This window comes from Pseudomonas moorei (genome assembly GCF_008801475.1).
GTDB lineage: Bacteria > Pseudomonadota > Gammaproteobacteria > Pseudomonadales > Pseudomonadaceae > Aquipseudomonas > Aquipseudomonas moorei.
Genome location: NZ_VZPP01000011.1, coordinates 267307 through 283485, shown reverse-complemented (window position 1 = coordinate 283485; position 16179 = coordinate 267307). Strand labels below are relative to the sequence as shown.

The following is a 16179-nucleotide window of genomic DNA, read 5'->3' as shown; positions in this document are numbered from 1 at the left end:
AGTACTGAATCACCCCAGTGTCCTGGCAGCTGGGGCGGTCCAGCTTGTCGGCGTAGTCCTGGTTTTCGGCCATGGAGTCGTAGACGGCAATGGCCAGCGGATTGGTCTCCGCAGCGCGCAACTGGGCAGTCTTTTTCTTCACGTCGGTCGGAAGGCGCTTGCCGATATAGGCCGTAAACTTGGCCATTACATCGGTCAGCGAATCAACGGCTGAGTCTTTATCCACTTCATTTTCCTCACTGCATCTCAAGGCTTGTTTTTTTGTTTGGAGCTTTTGGTTGTGCGAAAAGGCACCGGCATGCCCAAGGCATAATTCCGTATAGAGCGTATGGTTAATGCACGAAGTTAAAGTTATCAGTTCAGCTGAAAGGATTGAATGTGGTTTTGGTTACTTCACTGTTTACTTTGAGTTACTAATTGGGGCGAAGTAACGACGCGTTTTTTATGGTTGGAAAGTCGTGTGAAATGGCTTAAACGGGACCTTTCTAGCGATGGAAGCTCATGTGAGCGAAACCGGTGAGGTGTCAGATAGGGACACTGATCGTATCGAGAAGGCTATCAAGGAAGGCAGTTACCGATCCCTCTAGGGTTCTGGATCAACTCTCTAATGGATCCCGAATCGGAGCCAGAACTTGAAGTCGATCAAAATTGATTTCGCTCAGTTTAGAATTCATATCGAGCTGGCACTCGATATGTCCGTTTTTGGCCGATTGTGTTGAAAAAGTCGGCCATGGTTTCCACAGCAGAAAAGTACGCGCTTGAGATTGAAATCTTCACCTTGATTAGAGGATTCCAGGCTCAGATTTCGCATAGCTGCGCGCAAAAAAGGCGTTTTCAGCAGTCAGTATGTGGGCAGTCTGGAAGGATCGACTTTTTCAACACAATCGGCCGATTGCTGCCTGTCACCCATCCCAGCCGGCAGTTGCGAGGGTTGTTCAATATGGCTCACAACCGGTGCTAATTTTCAACTACAGAACTTCATTTCAGAGGTTTGGGAGAGCAATCTTTTACAGTCAATGCATAATTACTCCACAGTTTACGGAAATGAAGACGGAGCTACGATTACTATGTCAATTGAGTTTTTGATTTTTTGCAAAAAAATACAGCCGAGAGTTCTCTCGCTGTTTTGTTTTTTATTGTCATTCGCAATGATATGGATGATTCGAGTCTAGGAGATGAGTTTCGTTTTGTTAGTTGAGTATAGACCCTGTTGCAATGTGAATGCCCAGCTCTTGAGCCAAATCAAAAATAAAGACCTTTAATTGCTTTATGTTGCTGGGGCTAATGCTGGTTAGACGGCTGAGGGTGTATTGTGATAAGTTTTTCCCTGTTTTTTTGTGTTCAGTCAAAGTCCATTTTATAAGGCGCTTGTAAAACATATCCTTCGATTCTGTGTGAAGCTCGGCAGCCGCAAAGGCATTTGGAAAGCGGGCGAGCATATTTTCAGAGTTGTAATTTATAGATATGTTCCCCGCAAGAAGCAATCGAGTTTTCGAAAGTTTAATGGGCCGTGTGAGCTTTGACAGCTCTTCGCGAACGGTTGTGATAATGCGCTCGGTTGCAATGCTGTCCATGCGCTCCCTCTTTGCTAAATTTACTTTAGCCAGACGAGGCCTGCCTTTGCCTCTAGGTTGTTGTTGAAGCCATTCTTTATCGTACCTCTCCAGCCACGCCACGCAGGTAGGTGACTTTTTGCGAAGTTCATTTAAGCTTGTTGAGGGATGCTGAGCGCAAAGCCGTAAATATTTCGTACGGTTAGTTGTCTGGTGGCGAGCGAACCTCGCTAAATGTCGGTTGCAGTGGAGGCTTGGATTAGCTAATTCAATTGATCTAATTGTGTATATCGAAATTTCTAATTTCTTGCTAATGTAAACTCTGTCGTAACCATTTTTTAAGAGCTCTAGTGTTGTGCCCAGCTTGTCCGCACCGATCTTTTTTATTATCTGTGCTGATATTGGTAGTGATATTTGAAAGTGGCATAATTCGCCTCTAAGTTTGGAGCTGGTTATATTTAATGATGTCGCTGTCGGTTCGATTTTGTAATGATTTTTTTTGAGTGCTTCTCGAATAACCTGCTCGGTTAAGCATGTTAAGTGGGTGCGTGGTACATACGTCAATGAAACAGTCTGAGCAGGTGAAATCATTGGTGCTGGCCGTTCCTCTAAGTCAAGGATGGAGTCCCTCGCCGCACGAGTTAATAAAAGCATCTGCATGGCGTTCGGAATGTAATTCGCAGTATTGGCTCTCGAACTCTTAGAGAACTGAAGCGTTTTCGATGATTCTTTGCTTGGGTCAGAAAACATATCTAATTCGCACAAAATGCCATACCCAAACTTATCAATGATTTCTAAATCTATTTTTTTTCTGTCGATATGCCCATTGGGCAACTGGAACCCTCGTTCGCGTAGCGCTAAATCAAGGTGGAGTTGATGATCGTCTTGCTTTGTACTCCTATCAGCCAATATGTAATCCACCTGTCTTGCCAGCCACAGCCAACTTTCGAAATCTGAGGGCGAGCACTTGTTCAGGACAGGAGGGGTATTTGGTATTTTGCAACTGCACACACCGGCCATTCGCCAGAATTCAGATGGTTTGTTTGGAAAGCAATTCACGCAGTTGGAGCTTAGGACTTGGTTGTGTATAGTGCAAATTTTGACGAATGAAGGCTGATGTTGTCGGTACGCGACCGAAAACCCGAAAATATCAAGATCGTTTTGTACGCAAATTGAGCAGTGTTTTGCATTCAAAGGTGGACGAATCGACCGGCCGGCAATTACAGATAAACCAAGCATCGAGTTAGGGCGAGATAGTTTAGAAGTAATTTCCGTGACGACTTTCTCTCGTCTGGATTTGGGCGCAAAGTAAAGACACATTGGTACTAAGGTGTTGTGATTTATTAGGTATTCAGGGTTGTCGGCCCAAGGGTGCCCGTTAGGCATTAAAGCGCACAAATTATGCGAATTATGTGGCGCGATGGTATTGGGTTGACTATGCCAAAGACTCAAGTGACGAAGATGTCGAGCCTTTGACCCTGCAGTTCTTGCTAAATGCCTGGCGATGGCTGAAGCATAAGTTTCGTTTACGACAGGCACCGGGAAATTTGGGATTTTCATTTGCTTTTAAGCACCGAAACGATATCTGATGCGCAGTCATCTAGTACTCGACTCTTTATTTGCTCTGGGGTTAGCACTTTAGTGCGAGAGACTGAGGATTTCCTTTTGCTTTTCTTTGTGTTGGAAGATGGTGGGTTAATGATTGCAGGTGGGCTTTCTATTAGATGAGGGCTCGCAGTTTCTGGAAGCTCTTTATCTGGGTAAAAGCTTTTGTACAGCCCTTCAAATTTCGTAAGTTCTAGCACGTTTCCGGCTTTCAGTGCCCGTATGGCGGGATGTAAAGGTTTCATGCGTTCATTGAAGACATTCAGTATGAGATTGGCATCTACTTGCTCGCTTCCATTATTTATTGCAACAATTTGCGCGCTAGCAAAGACGGATAGCATAATGCCTGTTATTCCTTGGCTCACCTCATAAAGGGCATCACATATTTTTTCACTGTAATCAAGCGGGTTCTGTACCCATTGATATGGCCATACAATTCGACAAAGTTGCTGCCAATCTTCGTTAGCGACCGAGGTGGGTCGCTGAAGATCGTAATATCCCCCCTCAGCTAATCGACGTGCTGTACTCAGGTTGCGCTCAAGTAGATGGAGTGCACTATAAGTGCCAACTACTAGAATAGGAATCCCTAATTCGTCACGAAGGTTCACCAACAAGGCTATAATTTTTTCGGCGCCCACCCCCATCAACGACAAATTCTGAAATTCATCAAAAACCAGAAGCCCAACATGATGGTTAGTTATTATCTTTCTGATTTCAGTTATCAGTTGATCTCTATGATCACGTCGTGCTGAAGTAAATAATCTTTCATACAGTGTGTTGCCAAGAACCCTGTCAGTGTAGTCACCAAAGGATGAACACAGAGTTTTTACTGTACAGTGCTCAGGAACGTTCCGGCGCAACCAAAGAATTTGGCACTCCGGGAAAGGCTGTTTATTGAACTCCGTATGGTGGTACACCTGCTGACCCAAGCTGGCAAGAATGCGATCAACTAAGGTTGACTTCCCCATGCCTGAATGCCCGGCAATAAAGGAGATTGTGGGTTTGTAGGATTGTTCTTTAGGTGCACCTAACAGTCTTCTCTGCCCCTCGGGGGTAAGAGGGTTGCGCTGGATATAGCCGTGGAACACTTGAGATGCAATTCCAATAAGAGCTTCGCGGTGCACTGGTTGCGCGGGCACAAAAAAATTACGAAGTCGATTAATTCGTATTCTTCGAAAAATGGAAGGCAAAAGCCTGTCTTCTACCTGGAAGTCAGGCCGTAAACCTAGCGCAATGAATGCCTCGTCGTCTGTCCCAGGTGGCAAGTTAAGATGTGCTAGTAAAGGGTTATTGTCGACCTCAGGCATTCCAATAAGTTTATAGGTTGGGTGTTGTTCAGGATCGACTGACTGCATTGACTTTCTCCCAAAGAGTGTCTCGCCCCTCATTGCAAACATTATTTTTTTCAGGTGTGGGGTGGAGCTCGGCTGACACCAAAATTTCTTTGTTGTCATTAAGGGCGCCATTCATGCTTTCTGCCCGATGCAACGCTTTTTCCTCTGCCCTGTTTGCGATTATATCTATAGCGTTTTTAGAGGAGTTTTCCTTGTCAAAATTTCTGAGTTTTATTGCTTCTCTAATCGACTTTCTTATATATGTTTGCCGTTTTTTACTGGCAATGTGCCCTTCCAGTTTGGCTTGATTTACTAGCTGCTTTTGTAATGTTCGGTATTCTTTCGCTTCGCTAAAGGACGCCTTGATTCGATAAACCTCAGGGTCGGTATTATAGGCACCACACCACTTTGACTCGTCGCGGTCGAAAAAGAAAATCTCTGCTGCAAAAAGTGGATTGTAACTTATTGCTATTTTGTATGAGCCGTCTAATGCTCGGTTAAGAAAGCCAACCTCTCTTAGCCTGTCACTAATGTAGACTTCCCCTTTGAATGCGATCCCCAGAGTTGTTACAGTACCTGTTGCTTGTGTAAGAAGGTATTCGTATGCAAAATTAGGGGGCATAAGCCGTGTAAAGCCCGCTCGGTGCTCGAGAGCCCAAGCATGTAAACCTTTTCGAGTTGCAACGGAAGCACCGAAAGGTATTGCGTCGGGAGGAATTTGTTTTGGGCGTACTGGTGAGCGATTAAGCTCCATGATTATTTCGACAAGTATTTTTTCGAATTCAAATATGTCTAACGCTGCTTGTTTTTTTCCGTCGGATTCTCGGCGTTTTAGGATTTTTGAATATTGTCCCGGCAAATTAAATCGCCCATTTTTTCTGTGTTTGATCTGGGCGTTCTTACCTTCAACTGTCCCCTTTGCGATTGGAGTCATGGATGGGGTCACTTCAACCCTGATTCCCGATCTATTAAAATGATGCCCCATGTTTGAGATAAGTTCCGCCCTGTCTGCTCTTAGCATGTTTGGGAGGTGATGACATGGCCAATCATTCTCGCTGAAGGGAAGACCAAGTCGTTCAAATATCGGTTGCTTAGGTGAGAAGCAGTTGTGTAACGCAAGCGCGGCGGTCGCCCAACTCGGGTTCTCAAGAGTTACAGAGTACCCTGCAATAATTCCATCGAATAGATCTACGATTAGGTAGACAACTGGCCTGCCGACCAACAATCCTTTGGTAATTCTTGAAACCAGTTGAATTTGAAAAAAAGTCGCATCGATTTCGAAAAAGCCGGGACCAGGCACTGATTCGCTTGCAAGACCACGCTTACCGCGAGGTAGTTCGTCACCATCAGTCACTGTATTTTTCTTTTCCTGGCGGCAGCGATACCGAAACTGGTCCCATGTAGGAAGCCTGTATTTTGAAATTATCGCTGGGTCCAGGAGGATTTCATTATTTTCTTTAAGGATTAGCTCGGGAGGTATATTGAACCGTGTGATGATCATTTCGTCGTAAGCGGACCTCCATGTCATTTTTTCTGTTTTGATAAGGCACTCATAGGTTTGCTTAATTTTCGAGGCTACTTCTGCGCCAGATACTTCACATTCCGATCCAAGGGTAGGATTTTTAGCGCCGCGTTTTCTTCCGCTAGTTTGGTCGTTATGTTGAAGTCTTGACTTTCTGGTCATAAATTTATCAACTACAGCATTACAGTTTCTCCCTGATTTTAACCAAGCGTAAAGCCATCGCTCGATAGTTTTTCTGCTTAAATTCAGGCTCGTCGCTGCTGCCGTTATTGCAGAACGCAGTGCTTTAGGTTTGACGAAAATTTCCGTTTGGGAAAAGTTTTCGGTGAATGCTATAACTTTTTTTAGGCGCTCAGTAGCTGCTGGAGGAAGGTGCGCTGACAAGAAAGATAACTGCCAGTAAGGATCGATTTGGTTAACGATTTTTTCTGAGTGAATCAAGTTAACAAAGTCATCGTATTCAAGCCATTTTGGGCCTCTATTGTATTGTGAGTCTATTTCTATAATTACAACTTTTTCTAAGTTCAGCGTTTCAATAATTCTGAAGGCGCCGTTGATGTTCTCAAGTGGCTCGGTGGGAACAAACACATCGTTTATTTCAAATGTAGTCATGTTTGTTGACCGCGCTTGGTTGAAGCTTAACAAAACCTCGGTGCGATATCACAGAATTGGCAATATCCAAACGACTTTGATGCCTCCATACGGACACGCCTAATAGTGAATGCCCTGTGGCCACGTCCAAATCCATTTGTTTTGAGGTGAGAGCCATTATTTGGTTGAACGATAGGCTGTCGGCCCAATTTTTCTCGAACTCTTTAGTGAATTCTAAGGGTGTAACTACAGAGGCGGTGACGCGCTCGTCATGAAGTGAAGCTTCAAAAAATTGAAGGTTTTCGGGCAAGTATTTTGGGGTGTTTTTCTCAGTGACTAGTGACCAACAAATACCTCGCCTTTCCCAGTAGGATCGCTCTATCAGGAGTTTTTCCAAATTTCTCGGACCAAGGTCTTTAGTGAGCTTCACACTCAGGGCAATCAGCTCTGTTCCATCGGTGCGTTGCATCGAAACCAGCAGGTCCGTTGTCATAACAATCGGAGTATTAGTGCCAGGGTAGATGGGATGTCGAATGCCTAACGACTGACTGATCAGTTGAGTTTCATTCCAGGGAAGCAGAGCGTACTGTTCTCGTATGTCTATCGTGTCCGCTTGATATTCTGTTAGCAGATGGGTCTTAAATTCTTGTTTTGAAAGGTAATGATGCGTTCGATTGGTTGTTCTACTTTTAATCATGCACGAGGTCCCAGAAGAAGGGACGTCGCGTACATAAAGAAAGGGCTTATATTTCGCACCGTCACCCTGGCCAAACCCGGCTCGGATCCATCCCTCAACGGTCTGGACGGACGGCATCCTCGATTTTGAACCGGCCATCGCACCTCCAGTTCAGAGTCCGTATCGCGCGGCGAGAGCATTACCGAGCTCGCCATTGCTGGATCTTGTCGGGTAGAGGCAAAGTCGACGGGACTCAGTTGGGCATGGTGCGGTAGACTGCACCTCTCTGGAGAGCGGCCCAAGCTGCTCGAGGAATTTGACCTACGATTTCAAAGCATAGGACAGATTTCTTTTGCCTCCACACCGCTTATCGGACATTTTTTTTCCCTCTCGGACAAAAAAAAATGCCCTCAGACACCTAGGAGAACGTAATGGCCCGTGGGGTTAACAAAGTCATATTGGTCGGCACTTGCGGCCAGGATCCTGAAGTTCGCTACCTGCCTAACGGTAACGCCGTGACCAACCTGAGTCTGGCGACCAGCGAGCAGTGGACTGACAAGCAAACCGGTCAGAAAGTCGAAAAGACCGAATGGCACCGTGTGTCGATGTTCGGCAAAGTTGCAGAGATCGCTGGCGAGTACCTGCGTAAAGGTTCGCAGGTGTACATCGAAGGCAAGCTGCAGACCCGCGAATGGGAAAAAGACGGCATCAAGCGTTACACCACCGAAATCGTCGTCGACATGCAAGGCACCATGCAGCTGTTGGGTGGCCGTCCACAGGGCGACCAACAAGGCCAGGGCGGCGGTAACAACTACCAGCAATCCGCTCCGCGCCAGCAGGCTCCACGTCCTGCACCGCAACAGCAGCCACAGCGTCCGGCACCGCAACAAGCCGCGCCGCAACCGGCTCCGGATTTCGACAGCTTTGATGATGATATTCCGTTCTGATAACCCGCTTCACCCGCTCTAAATACAAAGGCCCGGCGCTAACAGCGTCGGGCCTTTTTTGTGGGCGCTGGATTGATCAATCCGGTACCGGGTACGGCAAGCTCAGGCACTAGCCCTGGCTGGCAGACAGAAACTCGTCGGTGGAGATCACCTTCGCATACGCAAAACCCAAGGCCGACATGAAGGCCGCGTGCACCTGGGCTGCCGGAACGGTCAGGCCGTTGAACTCCAGGTCACGGGAGGCACAGGCGTCGTGGATCACCGTGACGCTATAGCCGAGGTCGTTGGCGGCACGGGTGATGCCGTCGATGCACATGTGGCTCATGCTGCCGACGACCACCAGTTCCTTGATGCCTTGTTCGTCGAGGATCGACTGCAGTTCGGTTTCACGGAATGAGTTGACGAAGTGCTTGAGCACCACTGGTTCGTCGGCATGGTTGAGGACCTTGGGGTGCAGCTTCGCGCCTTCGGAGCCCGGGGTGAAAAAGGGCGCGGCTTCGGAGGTGAACTCGTGGCGAATATGCACCACCGAATCGCCAGCATCACGGAAGGCTTTGAGCAGGCGTACAGCGTTGTCCGCCGCGGCATCGGCGCCGACCAGTGGCCACTTGCCTTGGGGGAAGTAGTCGTTTTGGATATCGACTAGGATGAGGGCTTGCTTGGCCATGACTGTTTCCTTGAAGTACGGGTTGGATGTGGAATCAAGTATTGGCCCACGCACGCCCTCCGGGGATTGGCGGCACCGACAATAGAAGGGGGAAAACTGACAATGGATGCACAAAGGGCAATCGCCGAACTGGGCGTGTTGATCTATCCCGGCGCGCAAATGGCGGCGGTGCATGGGTTGACGGACCTGTTCGGGGTGGCCAACCGGATCGCCGCCGAACATCAGGCGGCGCAGTTGCCTCTGCTGCGGGTCAGTCATTGGCAAGTGGACGGCGAGCAGGCGCCAGCGCGGGTGTACGACAGCCATCCAGGGGTGGACGGCGCCTTGGTGGCGGTCTTGATTCCGCCGTCGATTGCCGGGTTCCGCGAAGGCCAGGCATCGCAGGCGTTGATTCGCTGGATGCGCCAGCAACATGCCAATGGCGCGACCCTCGGTGGTGTCTGCGTGGGCTCGATTCTGCTGGCCGAAAGCGGACTGCTCGACGGCCGTAGCGCCACCACCCATTGGACCTCGGCCAAGGCGTTCGCCGAACGTTACCCGGCAATCAAGCTCAAGGCCGATACCCCCATCGTCGATGACGGCGACCTGATCACGACCGCCGGGCTCATGGCCTGGTCGGAGCTGGGGCTGCGCCTGGTGAATCGCTTGTTGGGGCCGAGTATCGCCACCGGCACCGCCCGTTTTCTGGTGGTGGAGCACAGTGACAGCGCCAGCGAGTGCGGCAGCAACTTCGCGCCGATTCTCAACCATGGCGATGCGTCGATCCTCAAGGTTCAACACTGGCTGCAAAGCACCGGTGCCACCGATGTGTCGCTGACGTCCATGGCCGAGCGGGCAGGGTTGGAGGAACGCACGTTCCTGCGCCGGTTCCGTGCCGCCACCGGGCTCAAGCCCACCGAGTACTGCCAACACCTGCGGGTTGGCAAAGCGCGTGAAATGCTCGAATTCACTAATGGCACCATCGATCACATAGCCTGGACCGTGGGGTATCAGGACCCGGGCGCCTTTCGCTCGACGTTCAAGAAAATCACCGGGCTGGCGCCGAGTGATTACCGGACGCGATTTGGCGTGACGCCGAATACAGCCAATCGTGGCCAATCCTTGTAGTGCGCTCCCAAAGGTGTCACGCATCGATCATGCAAAATGCCAGAACAAGACATGCAGTCGTGCAGAATAAAACAGGCCCGATGCCACCACCTTTCGCGTAACCGGCTGATTTGAATTGCGTTTCTTTTCAGCCGCGATTGGCCTGATCTCTGCACCCCCAAAGCTACATTCATCTGGCGCCGATTGAAGGGGGACGCATGACCCCAACAAACCGCAAGAAACTGGTAGTCGCCCACTCGGTGCGTTCCGACGCGCCGTTGCACGAAGTCGAAACCAATCGCTCGCTGGCCCGCTGGTTGGCGCATATTCTCGGGCTCAAGTACGGCGGCAGTTACGACCCGACGCAGCATCTCGGTCGTGAACTTTACCTGCTGCCGACGCAAACCCTGGTCGGTGCTGCCGCCGCCCGGCAACTGGGCGTCAAGGGGCCTGAGGATTTGTGGGGCGGTTACGTCGAGCATGACTTCATCTGCACCAAAGCCATCAGTCACGGTTTGCGCCACCACCTTGCCCATGCCCCACAAGGCTGGTCACCGTTGTTTTCCGAACGGGTGCGCCATGTGGTGCTTGATGGTCTCAGCGTGTTTTCCTTCGACGATGCGCGGCCGGCGGCGGAGCACCTGCTATACACCGGCCCGATCCGCCTCAAGCCGATTCACGCGTGCGCCGGGCGAGGTCAGGAAGTCATCAGGAGCCTCGACCAGTTCGATGAAATCCTTGCCCGACCCGAGGCCAAAACCCTGTTCACCGAAGGCGTGGTGCTGGAGCAGGACCTGGACCAGGTCACTACCCACAGCGTTGGTCAGAGTTTCATCGGCGACAAAGTGCTGAGTTATTGCGGTGATCAATATTTGACCAAGGACGCCCACGGCGAAGAGGTCTATGGTGGTTCCAACCTGTTGGTGGTGCAGGGTGGATACGACGATTTACTGAAGCTGGACCTGCCCGATGACGTGCGGCTGGCCATCCAGCAGGCACAAGTGTTCGACAGCGCCGCGGATGAAGCCTACCCCGGTTTCTATGCGTCGCGGCGCAATTACGACATTGCCCAGGGCATGGCCAGCGACGGCAAGCCACGCAGCGGCGTGCTCGAGCAATCCTGGCGCATGGGCGGTGCCAGCAGTGCCGAGGTGGCGGCCTTGCAGAGCTTCGTCAACGATCCGGATATGCGCGCGATTCGTGTGTCTTCGGTGGAAACCTACATCGAACAGCCTTTGCCGGCGCACGCCATCGAGGTGTACCGCGGACCGGCGCAAGACAGTGATTTTCTCCTCAAGTACGTAACGGTCAAACCCTATGACGGCTAGAAGCGAAAGCATTCAAATCGACATCGATGACGAACAGATGAGCGGGACTTTTCTCAGCCCCAAATCCAAGGTCCCCGGCGTGTTGTTCGTGCACGGCTGGGGCGGCAGTCAGGAGCGCGACCTGGAACGGGCCAAAGGCATCGCCGGCTTGGGTTGTGTGTGCCTGACCTTCGACCTGCGCGGGCATACCGGCGGCACCGGTATTCCGTTGTCCCGGGTGACCCGTGAAGATAACTTGCGCGACCTGCTGGCGGCCTACGATCGCTTGCTCGCTCACCCGGCGCTGGATACCTCGGCGATTGCCGTGGTCGGCACCAGCTATGGCGGTTACCTGGCCGCGATCCTGACCTCGTTGCGCCCTGTACGGTGGTTGGCGCTACGGGTGCCGGCGTTGTACCGCGACGAACAGTGGCACACACCCAAGCGCGATCTGGACAAGCTCGATCTGCGCGATTATCGCAGCACCCTGGTGCGCGCCGATGGCAACCGGGCGCTGCATGCCTGTTCGCAATTTACCGGGGATGTGCTGCTGGTGCAGTCCGAGACCGATGACTACGTGCCCCACGCAACCATCATGAGTTATCGCGCGGCCTGTCAGCAGACCCACTCGCTCACGCACCGCATTATCGACGGGGCGGACCATGCCCTGAGTGATCCCGTTTCACAGCAGGCCTACACCTCGATCCTCGTGGACTGGATCACGGAAATGGTGGTGGGTGAGCGGCTGAGCATCATTCAGTCCCGGTGATAGTGGGTGTCTCGAAGAGTGGGTGTCTCGAAGAGCGCCATCGCGGGCTTGCCCGCAATGGCGTCCTTTCAGACAGCAGCAGTCACACGGGCTTTTTCGAGATCCGCAACGCCTTGGCCTTGGCTTCCACCACCAGATACATCACCAGAGTGATCAACAACGGCAGCAGAAAGTAGATCGCCCGATAAGCCAGTAGCCCCGCCACCAAGCTGCCCCGCGACACCTCATGTTGCAGCAGCGCCACGAACACTGCCTCCAGCACACCGAGCCCGGCCGGGATGTGGGTGATCACCCCGGCGATGGCGCTGATCAGCAGCACGCCAAGCACCAGCGGGTAATCCAGTTTGCTCGGCAGCAGGGTGAAAATCACCGCCGCCATCAACGACCAATTCAAGGCCCCGAGGGCCAGTTGCACGATGGCCATGCGCAGCGACGGCAGGTTGATTTCCACGCCGCGAATGGCCCATTCCCGGCGGGTTGAGTACCGGCACGCGGCCAGATAGCCCGCACTCACCAGCAGCAGTAACACACCCACCCCTTGCAGCGCGCCGCTGCTGAGTGTCCAGCCGGGCGGCATGCGCACCAGACCGCTGCTGAACACTGCGCCGGCCATCACCATGTAGCCAAACCAATTGGTGGCCAGGCTCAGACCGAGGATTTTCGCGATGTTGGCTTTGCTCACACCGAGTCGTGAGTACAGCCGATAACGCATGGCGATACCGCCGACCCAGGCACTCAGGTTGAGGTTGAAGGCGTAACTGATGATCCCGACGGGCAGGATCTGTTTCCACGTGAGGTCCTGGCGGATGTAGGTGCGACCGAGCAGGTCGAAGCAGGCGTACACCACAAAACTCGTGAGGGTCAGCCCGGACGCGATGATCAGCGTGCGCACCTTGAAGTCGGCCAGGGTATCGAACACCTCGTTCCATTCGATGCGCTGGGCGAACATCGTCAACAGCACGATCAGCGCCAGAAAAAACAGCAGCGTCAATGGTCGCTTCCAGCGGCTCCAGCGCGACTTGACCCGCTGTTCGGCGTTGCGCATCGCACGGGCTTCAGTGCGGCTCATGATGGCTCACTCCGGGTCGACGCGGTGAAGGCCTTGAGACGGGGTTTATGTGCCGGCAACCAACCGGCCCAGGCCGGGAAGTGCCGCAGGAAGTGGAAGACCAGAAAACCCACGGTCATGTGCCAGACGCGGCCGCGCGGTGCGTTGTCGACCGACATGACCTTGCAATGGTTGTCACTGAGATCTTCAAGGCGTTCGAACAGATGCCGGTTGAACCCTCGGTCGCGGATCAACACATTGGCCTCCAGGTTCATCGACAGGCTCAGGGGGTCGAGGTTGCTGGAACCGACCGTGCTCCAGTCCTCATCCACCAGCGCGACCTTGCCGTGCAGCGGGCGGTCGCAATATTCGTAGATCGCCACACCGGACTTGAGCAGGTAGTCGTAGGTCATGCGCGCCGCGAGCTTGGCCACCAGCATGTCCGGCTGACCTTGCAGAATCAGCCGCACCTCGACACCACGACGGGCTGCGTTACGAATTTCGCGCAGCAGTCGATAGCCGGGAAAGAAGTAAGCATTGGCAATCACCACGCGCCGTTGCGCTGTACGCAGTACCTGTCGGTAAACCTCTTCGATGTCGGTCCGATGCTCGCCGTTGTCGCGATACACCAGGCGCACCTGTCCATCGTGATCGCTGAACGCCAACTCCGAGCGGCGTTGTCGACGCCGTTGCCACCAGTACCTGGCGTGCACCGGGCGACCGCATTGCAGCAGGGCAAAGTGATGGATGTCGGCCACCGCCGGGCCTTGTACTTCAACCGAGTAATCCTGCTTGGCCTCCGGGCCGAAGTCGGCCAGATGGTCGGCGGAAAAGTTGATCCCGCCGAGGAACGCGAAGGTTCCGTCGACGACCACGATCTTGCGGTGCAGGCGCCGAAACCAGTTGGTGCGGATGCCCAGGTGTTTGGGCGCCGGGTCGAACATTTGCAAATGCACACCGGCGTCACTGAGGGCGGCGAGGTAACCGCTGCTCAGTTCTCCGCAACCAAATCCGTCGAAGCTGGCGGTGACACGCACGCCGCGCCGGGCCGCATCGATGAGTACGGCCTGCAGTTCTGCGCCGACCTTGTCTTCGAAGACGATGAAGGTTTCCAGGAGAATTTCGCTTTTGGCCTGACGCATGGCCTCGAACACTCGGGGGAAATAGGCTTCGCCGTTTTCCAGCAACTCGACTCGATTGTTGCCGTGCCAACGGTATTCGACATCGACGGCTGCCGGCTCGCTGACCGGGGGCGCGGGAACCGGGGCGACGGTGGTTTTATCCATCGGCGAAGCACTCATAGCTCGATCTCCACCGAAAGCGGTGCGTGGTCGGAAAGGTGTGACCAAGGGCGGTTTGTCAGTACCTGCGGGCCACTGGCCTTCAGGTTGCGTACGTAGATGCGGTCCAGGCGTAGAGCCGGCCATCGCGCGGGAAAACTGCGCGCCGGTTTGCCCTGGTGTTCGGCGAAGACTTCGCGCAAGCCGCAAGGCTTGAGCAAGGCATCGGCGCGCTGGCGCCAGTCGTTGAAATCACCGGCGATGATTACTGGTGCGTCACCGGGCAGTTGTTCCAGGCGACGGGCCAACAGCTTGAGCTGTTCAGTGCGGTGGCTTTCACGCAGGCCCAGGTGCACGCAAATGGCATGCACCTCCGGGCCTTCGCCGGGCAAGCGCAATACACAATGCAGGAGGCCGCGATTCTCGTGGCCGCTGATCGACACGTCGAGATTGTCATGGCGCACGATCTGGAATTTCGACAGCAGCGCATTACCGTGATCGCCCGCCGGGTAGACCGCGTTGCGCCCATAGGCGAACTGCGGCCAGAGGCTGTCGGCGAGGAATTCGTATTGCGGCATCGCCGGCCAATTGTCATAGCGCTTGGGGTGGTGTTCGTGGGTGCCGTGGACTTCCTGCAAAAACACCACATCAGCAGACACACTGCGCACCGCTTCGCGCAATTCCGGCAGGATGAAACGCCGGTTCAACGCGGTGAAGCCTTTGTGGGTATTGACCGTCAGGACAGTGAAGCGGTGCACCAGGGGCTCGATGAGCGCTTGCTCGTCGGTGACGCCAACCGGCTCGGGAATGCTCATGCCAGCACTCCTTCGGCTGCCGGCTCGCCGGGGGCGGTGGCCAGGTCCTTGTCGAGGTCGAAACGTTCGAGCAAGCGCCGCGCATCGAAGGGTGCACGTACCTTGATGTCATTGTCGAAATAACAGAACACCTCGCGGGACTTGCACGCCTTGGGTTTGAGCCTCGGCGCGATCAGATGCAGGTCATCCGGTTGCCGACCATGCTGCCAGGCCTCGATCCGGTCACCCCAGCGTTTCAGAGCCTGCGGGGTGTAGCCGCTGGCGTAGAGCTCTTCGGCACCGTGCAGGCGCAGGTAGACGAAGTCGCTGGTGATGTCTTCACGGTACGGCCATTTGCCGGCGGTGTCGGCGATGACCAACGCGGTGTTGTAGCGCTTGAGCAAACGCACAAACGCCGGGTCGATGAAGCTGTCATGGCGGATTTCCACGGCGTGGCGAACCGGCTTTTTCTTGTAGGCCTTCAGGCTGGCGTGGCCATTGACGTGCGCGTCGTGCTGGCGGGCGAGGGCAGCGGCTTGTTCGGTGTCGTGGGGCAATTGTTCGAGGAAGGTTTCGAACAGATCGGCATCGAATTTGAAGTTGGGCGGGAATTGCCAGAGGATCGGGCCGAGCTTTTCTTTCAGCTCCAGAACCCCCGAGGCGAAAAAATTCGCCAGGGGTTTATGAATGTCGCGCAGGCGCTTGATGTGAGTGATGAAACGTGGCGCCTTGACGCTGAAAACGAACTGCGCCGGTGTGTCGTTGTACCACTCGGCATAGCGCTCTGGCCGTTGCAGGGCGTAAAACGATCCATTGATTTCGATGCTGTTGACCGCCCGCGAAGCGAATTGCAATTCGCGCCTCCGGGCCAGGCCCTTCGGGTAGAAATCCCCCCGCCAAGGCGTGTAGCGCCAACCTGAAATCCCGATATGAATCGCCGCCATGTCGCCTCCGGTCCGAGTGCCCCTGTCTTTTGATGACTGCGGGGCAAGGGCGAAAG

Annotated in this window: 14 protein-coding genes; 4 read left to right on the top strand and 10 right to left on the bottom strand. The window is 53.5% G+C overall.

The features are described from left to right. The 5 genes from F7R06_RS22310 to F7R06_RS22290 form a co-directional block, all read right to left on the bottom strand. On the bottom strand, positions 1-226 hold a 226-nt coding region (locus F7R06_RS22310; RefSeq protein WP_212613251.1), incomplete at its 3' end, for a fumarate hydratase. A 964-nt stretch (positions 227-1190) separates the two neighbouring features. Then, positions 1191-2474, bottom strand: coding sequence for a TnsD family Tn7-like transposition protein (locus F7R06_RS22300; RefSeq protein WP_159437824.1), 1284 nt, complete (start codon positions 2472-2474; stop codon positions 1191-1193). A 635-nt stretch (positions 2475-3109) separates the two neighbouring features. Further along, positions 3110-4513, bottom strand: a complete 1404-nt coding sequence (locus F7R06_RS22295) for an ATP-binding protein (protein WP_159437823.1) — start codon at positions 4511-4513, stop codon at positions 3110-3112. Then, positions 4494-6626 carry a hypothetical protein gene (locus F7R06_RS30800; RefSeq protein WP_159437821.1) on the bottom strand — a complete coding sequence of 711 codons (2133 nt, stop codon included), beginning with the start codon at positions 6624-6626 and terminating at the stop codon, positions 4494-4496. The genes F7R06_RS22295 and F7R06_RS30800 overlap by 20 nt, the downstream gene beginning before the upstream one ends. Beyond that, complete coding sequence (locus F7R06_RS22290) at positions 6613-7440, bottom strand: TnsA endonuclease N-terminal domain-containing protein (protein WP_090325602.1); 828 nt, start codon at positions 7438-7440, stop codon at positions 6613-6615. Before F7R06_RS22290 ends, F7R06_RS30800 begins: the two co-directional genes overlap by 14 nt. Before the next feature lie 272 nt (positions 7441-7712). Here F7R06_RS22290 and F7R06_RS22285 point away from each other — a divergent pair, with 272 nt between their 5' ends. Then, on the top strand, positions 7713-8228 hold the full coding sequence (locus F7R06_RS22285; RefSeq protein ID WP_007970128.1) for a single-stranded DNA-binding protein: 516 nt from the start codon (positions 7713-7715) through the stop codon (positions 8226-8228). A gap of 109 nt (positions 8229-8337) precedes the next feature. Here the strand turns inward: F7R06_RS22285 and F7R06_RS22280 are convergent, their stop codons facing one another. After that, positions 8338-8895: a cysteine hydrolase family protein gene (locus tag F7R06_RS22280; protein WP_090325600.1), complete on the bottom strand. Its 558-nt coding sequence runs from the start codon at positions 8893-8895 to the stop codon at positions 8338-8340. Between the two features lie 102 nt (positions 8896-8997). Here F7R06_RS22280 and F7R06_RS22275 point away from each other — a divergent pair, with 102 nt between their 5' ends. The 3 genes from F7R06_RS22275 (at position 8998) to F7R06_RS22265 (ending at position 12057) form a co-directional block, all read left to right on the top strand. Next, a complete protein-coding gene (locus tag F7R06_RS22275) occupies positions 8998-10002 on the top strand; it encodes a GlxA family transcriptional regulator (protein WP_090325598.1) in 1005 nt (334 codons plus the stop codon). Between the two features lie 197 nt (positions 10003-10199). Next, complete coding sequence (locus F7R06_RS22270; protein WP_090325595.1) at positions 10200-11309, top strand: DUF3182 family protein; 1110 nt, start codon at positions 10200-10202, stop codon at positions 11307-11309. Then, positions 11299-12057 (top strand): alpha/beta hydrolase family protein, encoded by a 759-nt coding sequence (locus F7R06_RS22265; RefSeq protein ID WP_090325593.1) that lies wholly within the window; start codon positions 11299-11301, stop codon positions 12055-12057. Before F7R06_RS22270 ends, F7R06_RS22265 begins: the two co-directional genes overlap by 11 nt. An 82-nt stretch (positions 12058-12139) precedes the next feature. Here F7R06_RS22265 and F7R06_RS22260 read toward each other — a convergent pair whose 3' ends face one another. From F7R06_RS22260 to F7R06_RS22245, 4 genes are read right to left on the bottom strand one after another with little or no spacing between them, the layout of a single operon-like run. After that, positions 12140-13126 (bottom strand): lysylphosphatidylglycerol synthase domain-containing protein, encoded by a 987-nt coding sequence (locus tag F7R06_RS22260; protein WP_090325592.1) that lies wholly within the window; start codon positions 13124-13126, stop codon positions 12140-12142. Continuing rightward, positions 13123-14406 carry a cardiolipin synthase ClsB gene (gene clsB / locus F7R06_RS22255; RefSeq protein WP_090325590.1) on the bottom strand — a complete coding sequence of 428 codons (1284 nt, stop codon included), beginning with the start codon at positions 14404-14406 and terminating at the stop codon, positions 13123-13125. Before clsB ends, F7R06_RS22260 begins: the two co-directional genes overlap by 4 nt. After that, a complete protein-coding gene (locus F7R06_RS22250) occupies positions 14403-15200 on the bottom strand; it encodes an endonuclease/exonuclease/phosphatase family protein (protein WP_090325588.1) in 798 nt (265 codons plus the stop codon). The genes clsB and F7R06_RS22250 overlap by 4 nt, the downstream gene beginning before the upstream one ends. Continuing rightward, a complete protein-coding gene (locus F7R06_RS22245; RefSeq protein WP_090325586.1) occupies positions 15197-16123 on the bottom strand; it encodes a DUF72 domain-containing protein in 927 nt (308 codons plus the stop codon). The genes F7R06_RS22250 and F7R06_RS22245 overlap by 4 nt, the downstream gene beginning before the upstream one ends. Positions 16124-16179 lie beyond the last annotated feature (56 nt).

What these genes read in the sequence shown, in the direction of transcription:
- F7R06_RS22295 (WP_159437823.1), bottom strand. Translation starts at nt 4,513, where the DNA reads ATGCAGTCAGTCGATCCTGAACAACACCCAACCTATAAACTTATTGGA.
- F7R06_RS30800 (WP_159437821.1), bottom strand. Translation starts at nt 6,626, where the DNA reads ATGACTACATTTGAAATAAACGATGTGTTTGTTCCCACCGAGCCACTT.
- F7R06_RS22290 (WP_090325602.1), bottom strand. Translation starts at nt 7,440, where the DNA reads ATGGCCGGTTCAAAATCGAGGATGCCGTCCGTCCAGACCGTTGAGGGA.
- F7R06_RS22285 (WP_007970128.1), top strand. Translation starts at nt 7,713, where the DNA reads ATGGCCCGTGGGGTTAACAAAGTCATATTGGTCGGCACTTGCGGCCAG.
- F7R06_RS22280 (WP_090325600.1), bottom strand. Translation starts at nt 8,895, where the DNA reads ATGGCCAAGCAAGCCCTCATCCTAGTCGATATCCAAAACGACTACTTC.
- F7R06_RS22275 (WP_090325598.1), top strand. Translation starts at nt 8,998, where the DNA reads ATGGATGCACAAAGGGCAATCGCCGAACTGGGCGTGTTGATCTATCCC.
- F7R06_RS22270 (WP_090325595.1), top strand. Translation starts at nt 10,200, where the DNA reads ATGACCCCAACAAACCGCAAGAAACTGGTAGTCGCCCACTCGGTGCGT.
- F7R06_RS22265 (WP_090325593.1), top strand. Translation starts at nt 11,299, where the DNA reads ATGACGGCTAGAAGCGAAAGCATTCAAATCGACATCGATGACGAACAG.
- F7R06_RS22260 (WP_090325592.1), bottom strand. Translation starts at nt 13,126, where the DNA reads ATGAGCCGCACTGAAGCCCGTGCGATGCGCAACGCCGAACAGCGGGTC.
- clsB (WP_090325590.1), bottom strand. Translation starts at nt 14,406, where the DNA reads ATGAGTGCTTCGCCGATGGATAAAACCACCGTCGCCCCGGTTCCCGCG.
- F7R06_RS22250 (WP_090325588.1), bottom strand. Translation starts at nt 15,200, where the DNA reads ATGAGCATTCCCGAGCCGGTTGGCGTCACCGACGAGCAAGCGCTCATC.
- F7R06_RS22245 (WP_090325586.1), bottom strand. Translation starts at nt 16,123, where the DNA reads ATGGCGGCGATTCATATCGGGATTTCAGGTTGGCGCTACACGCCTTGG.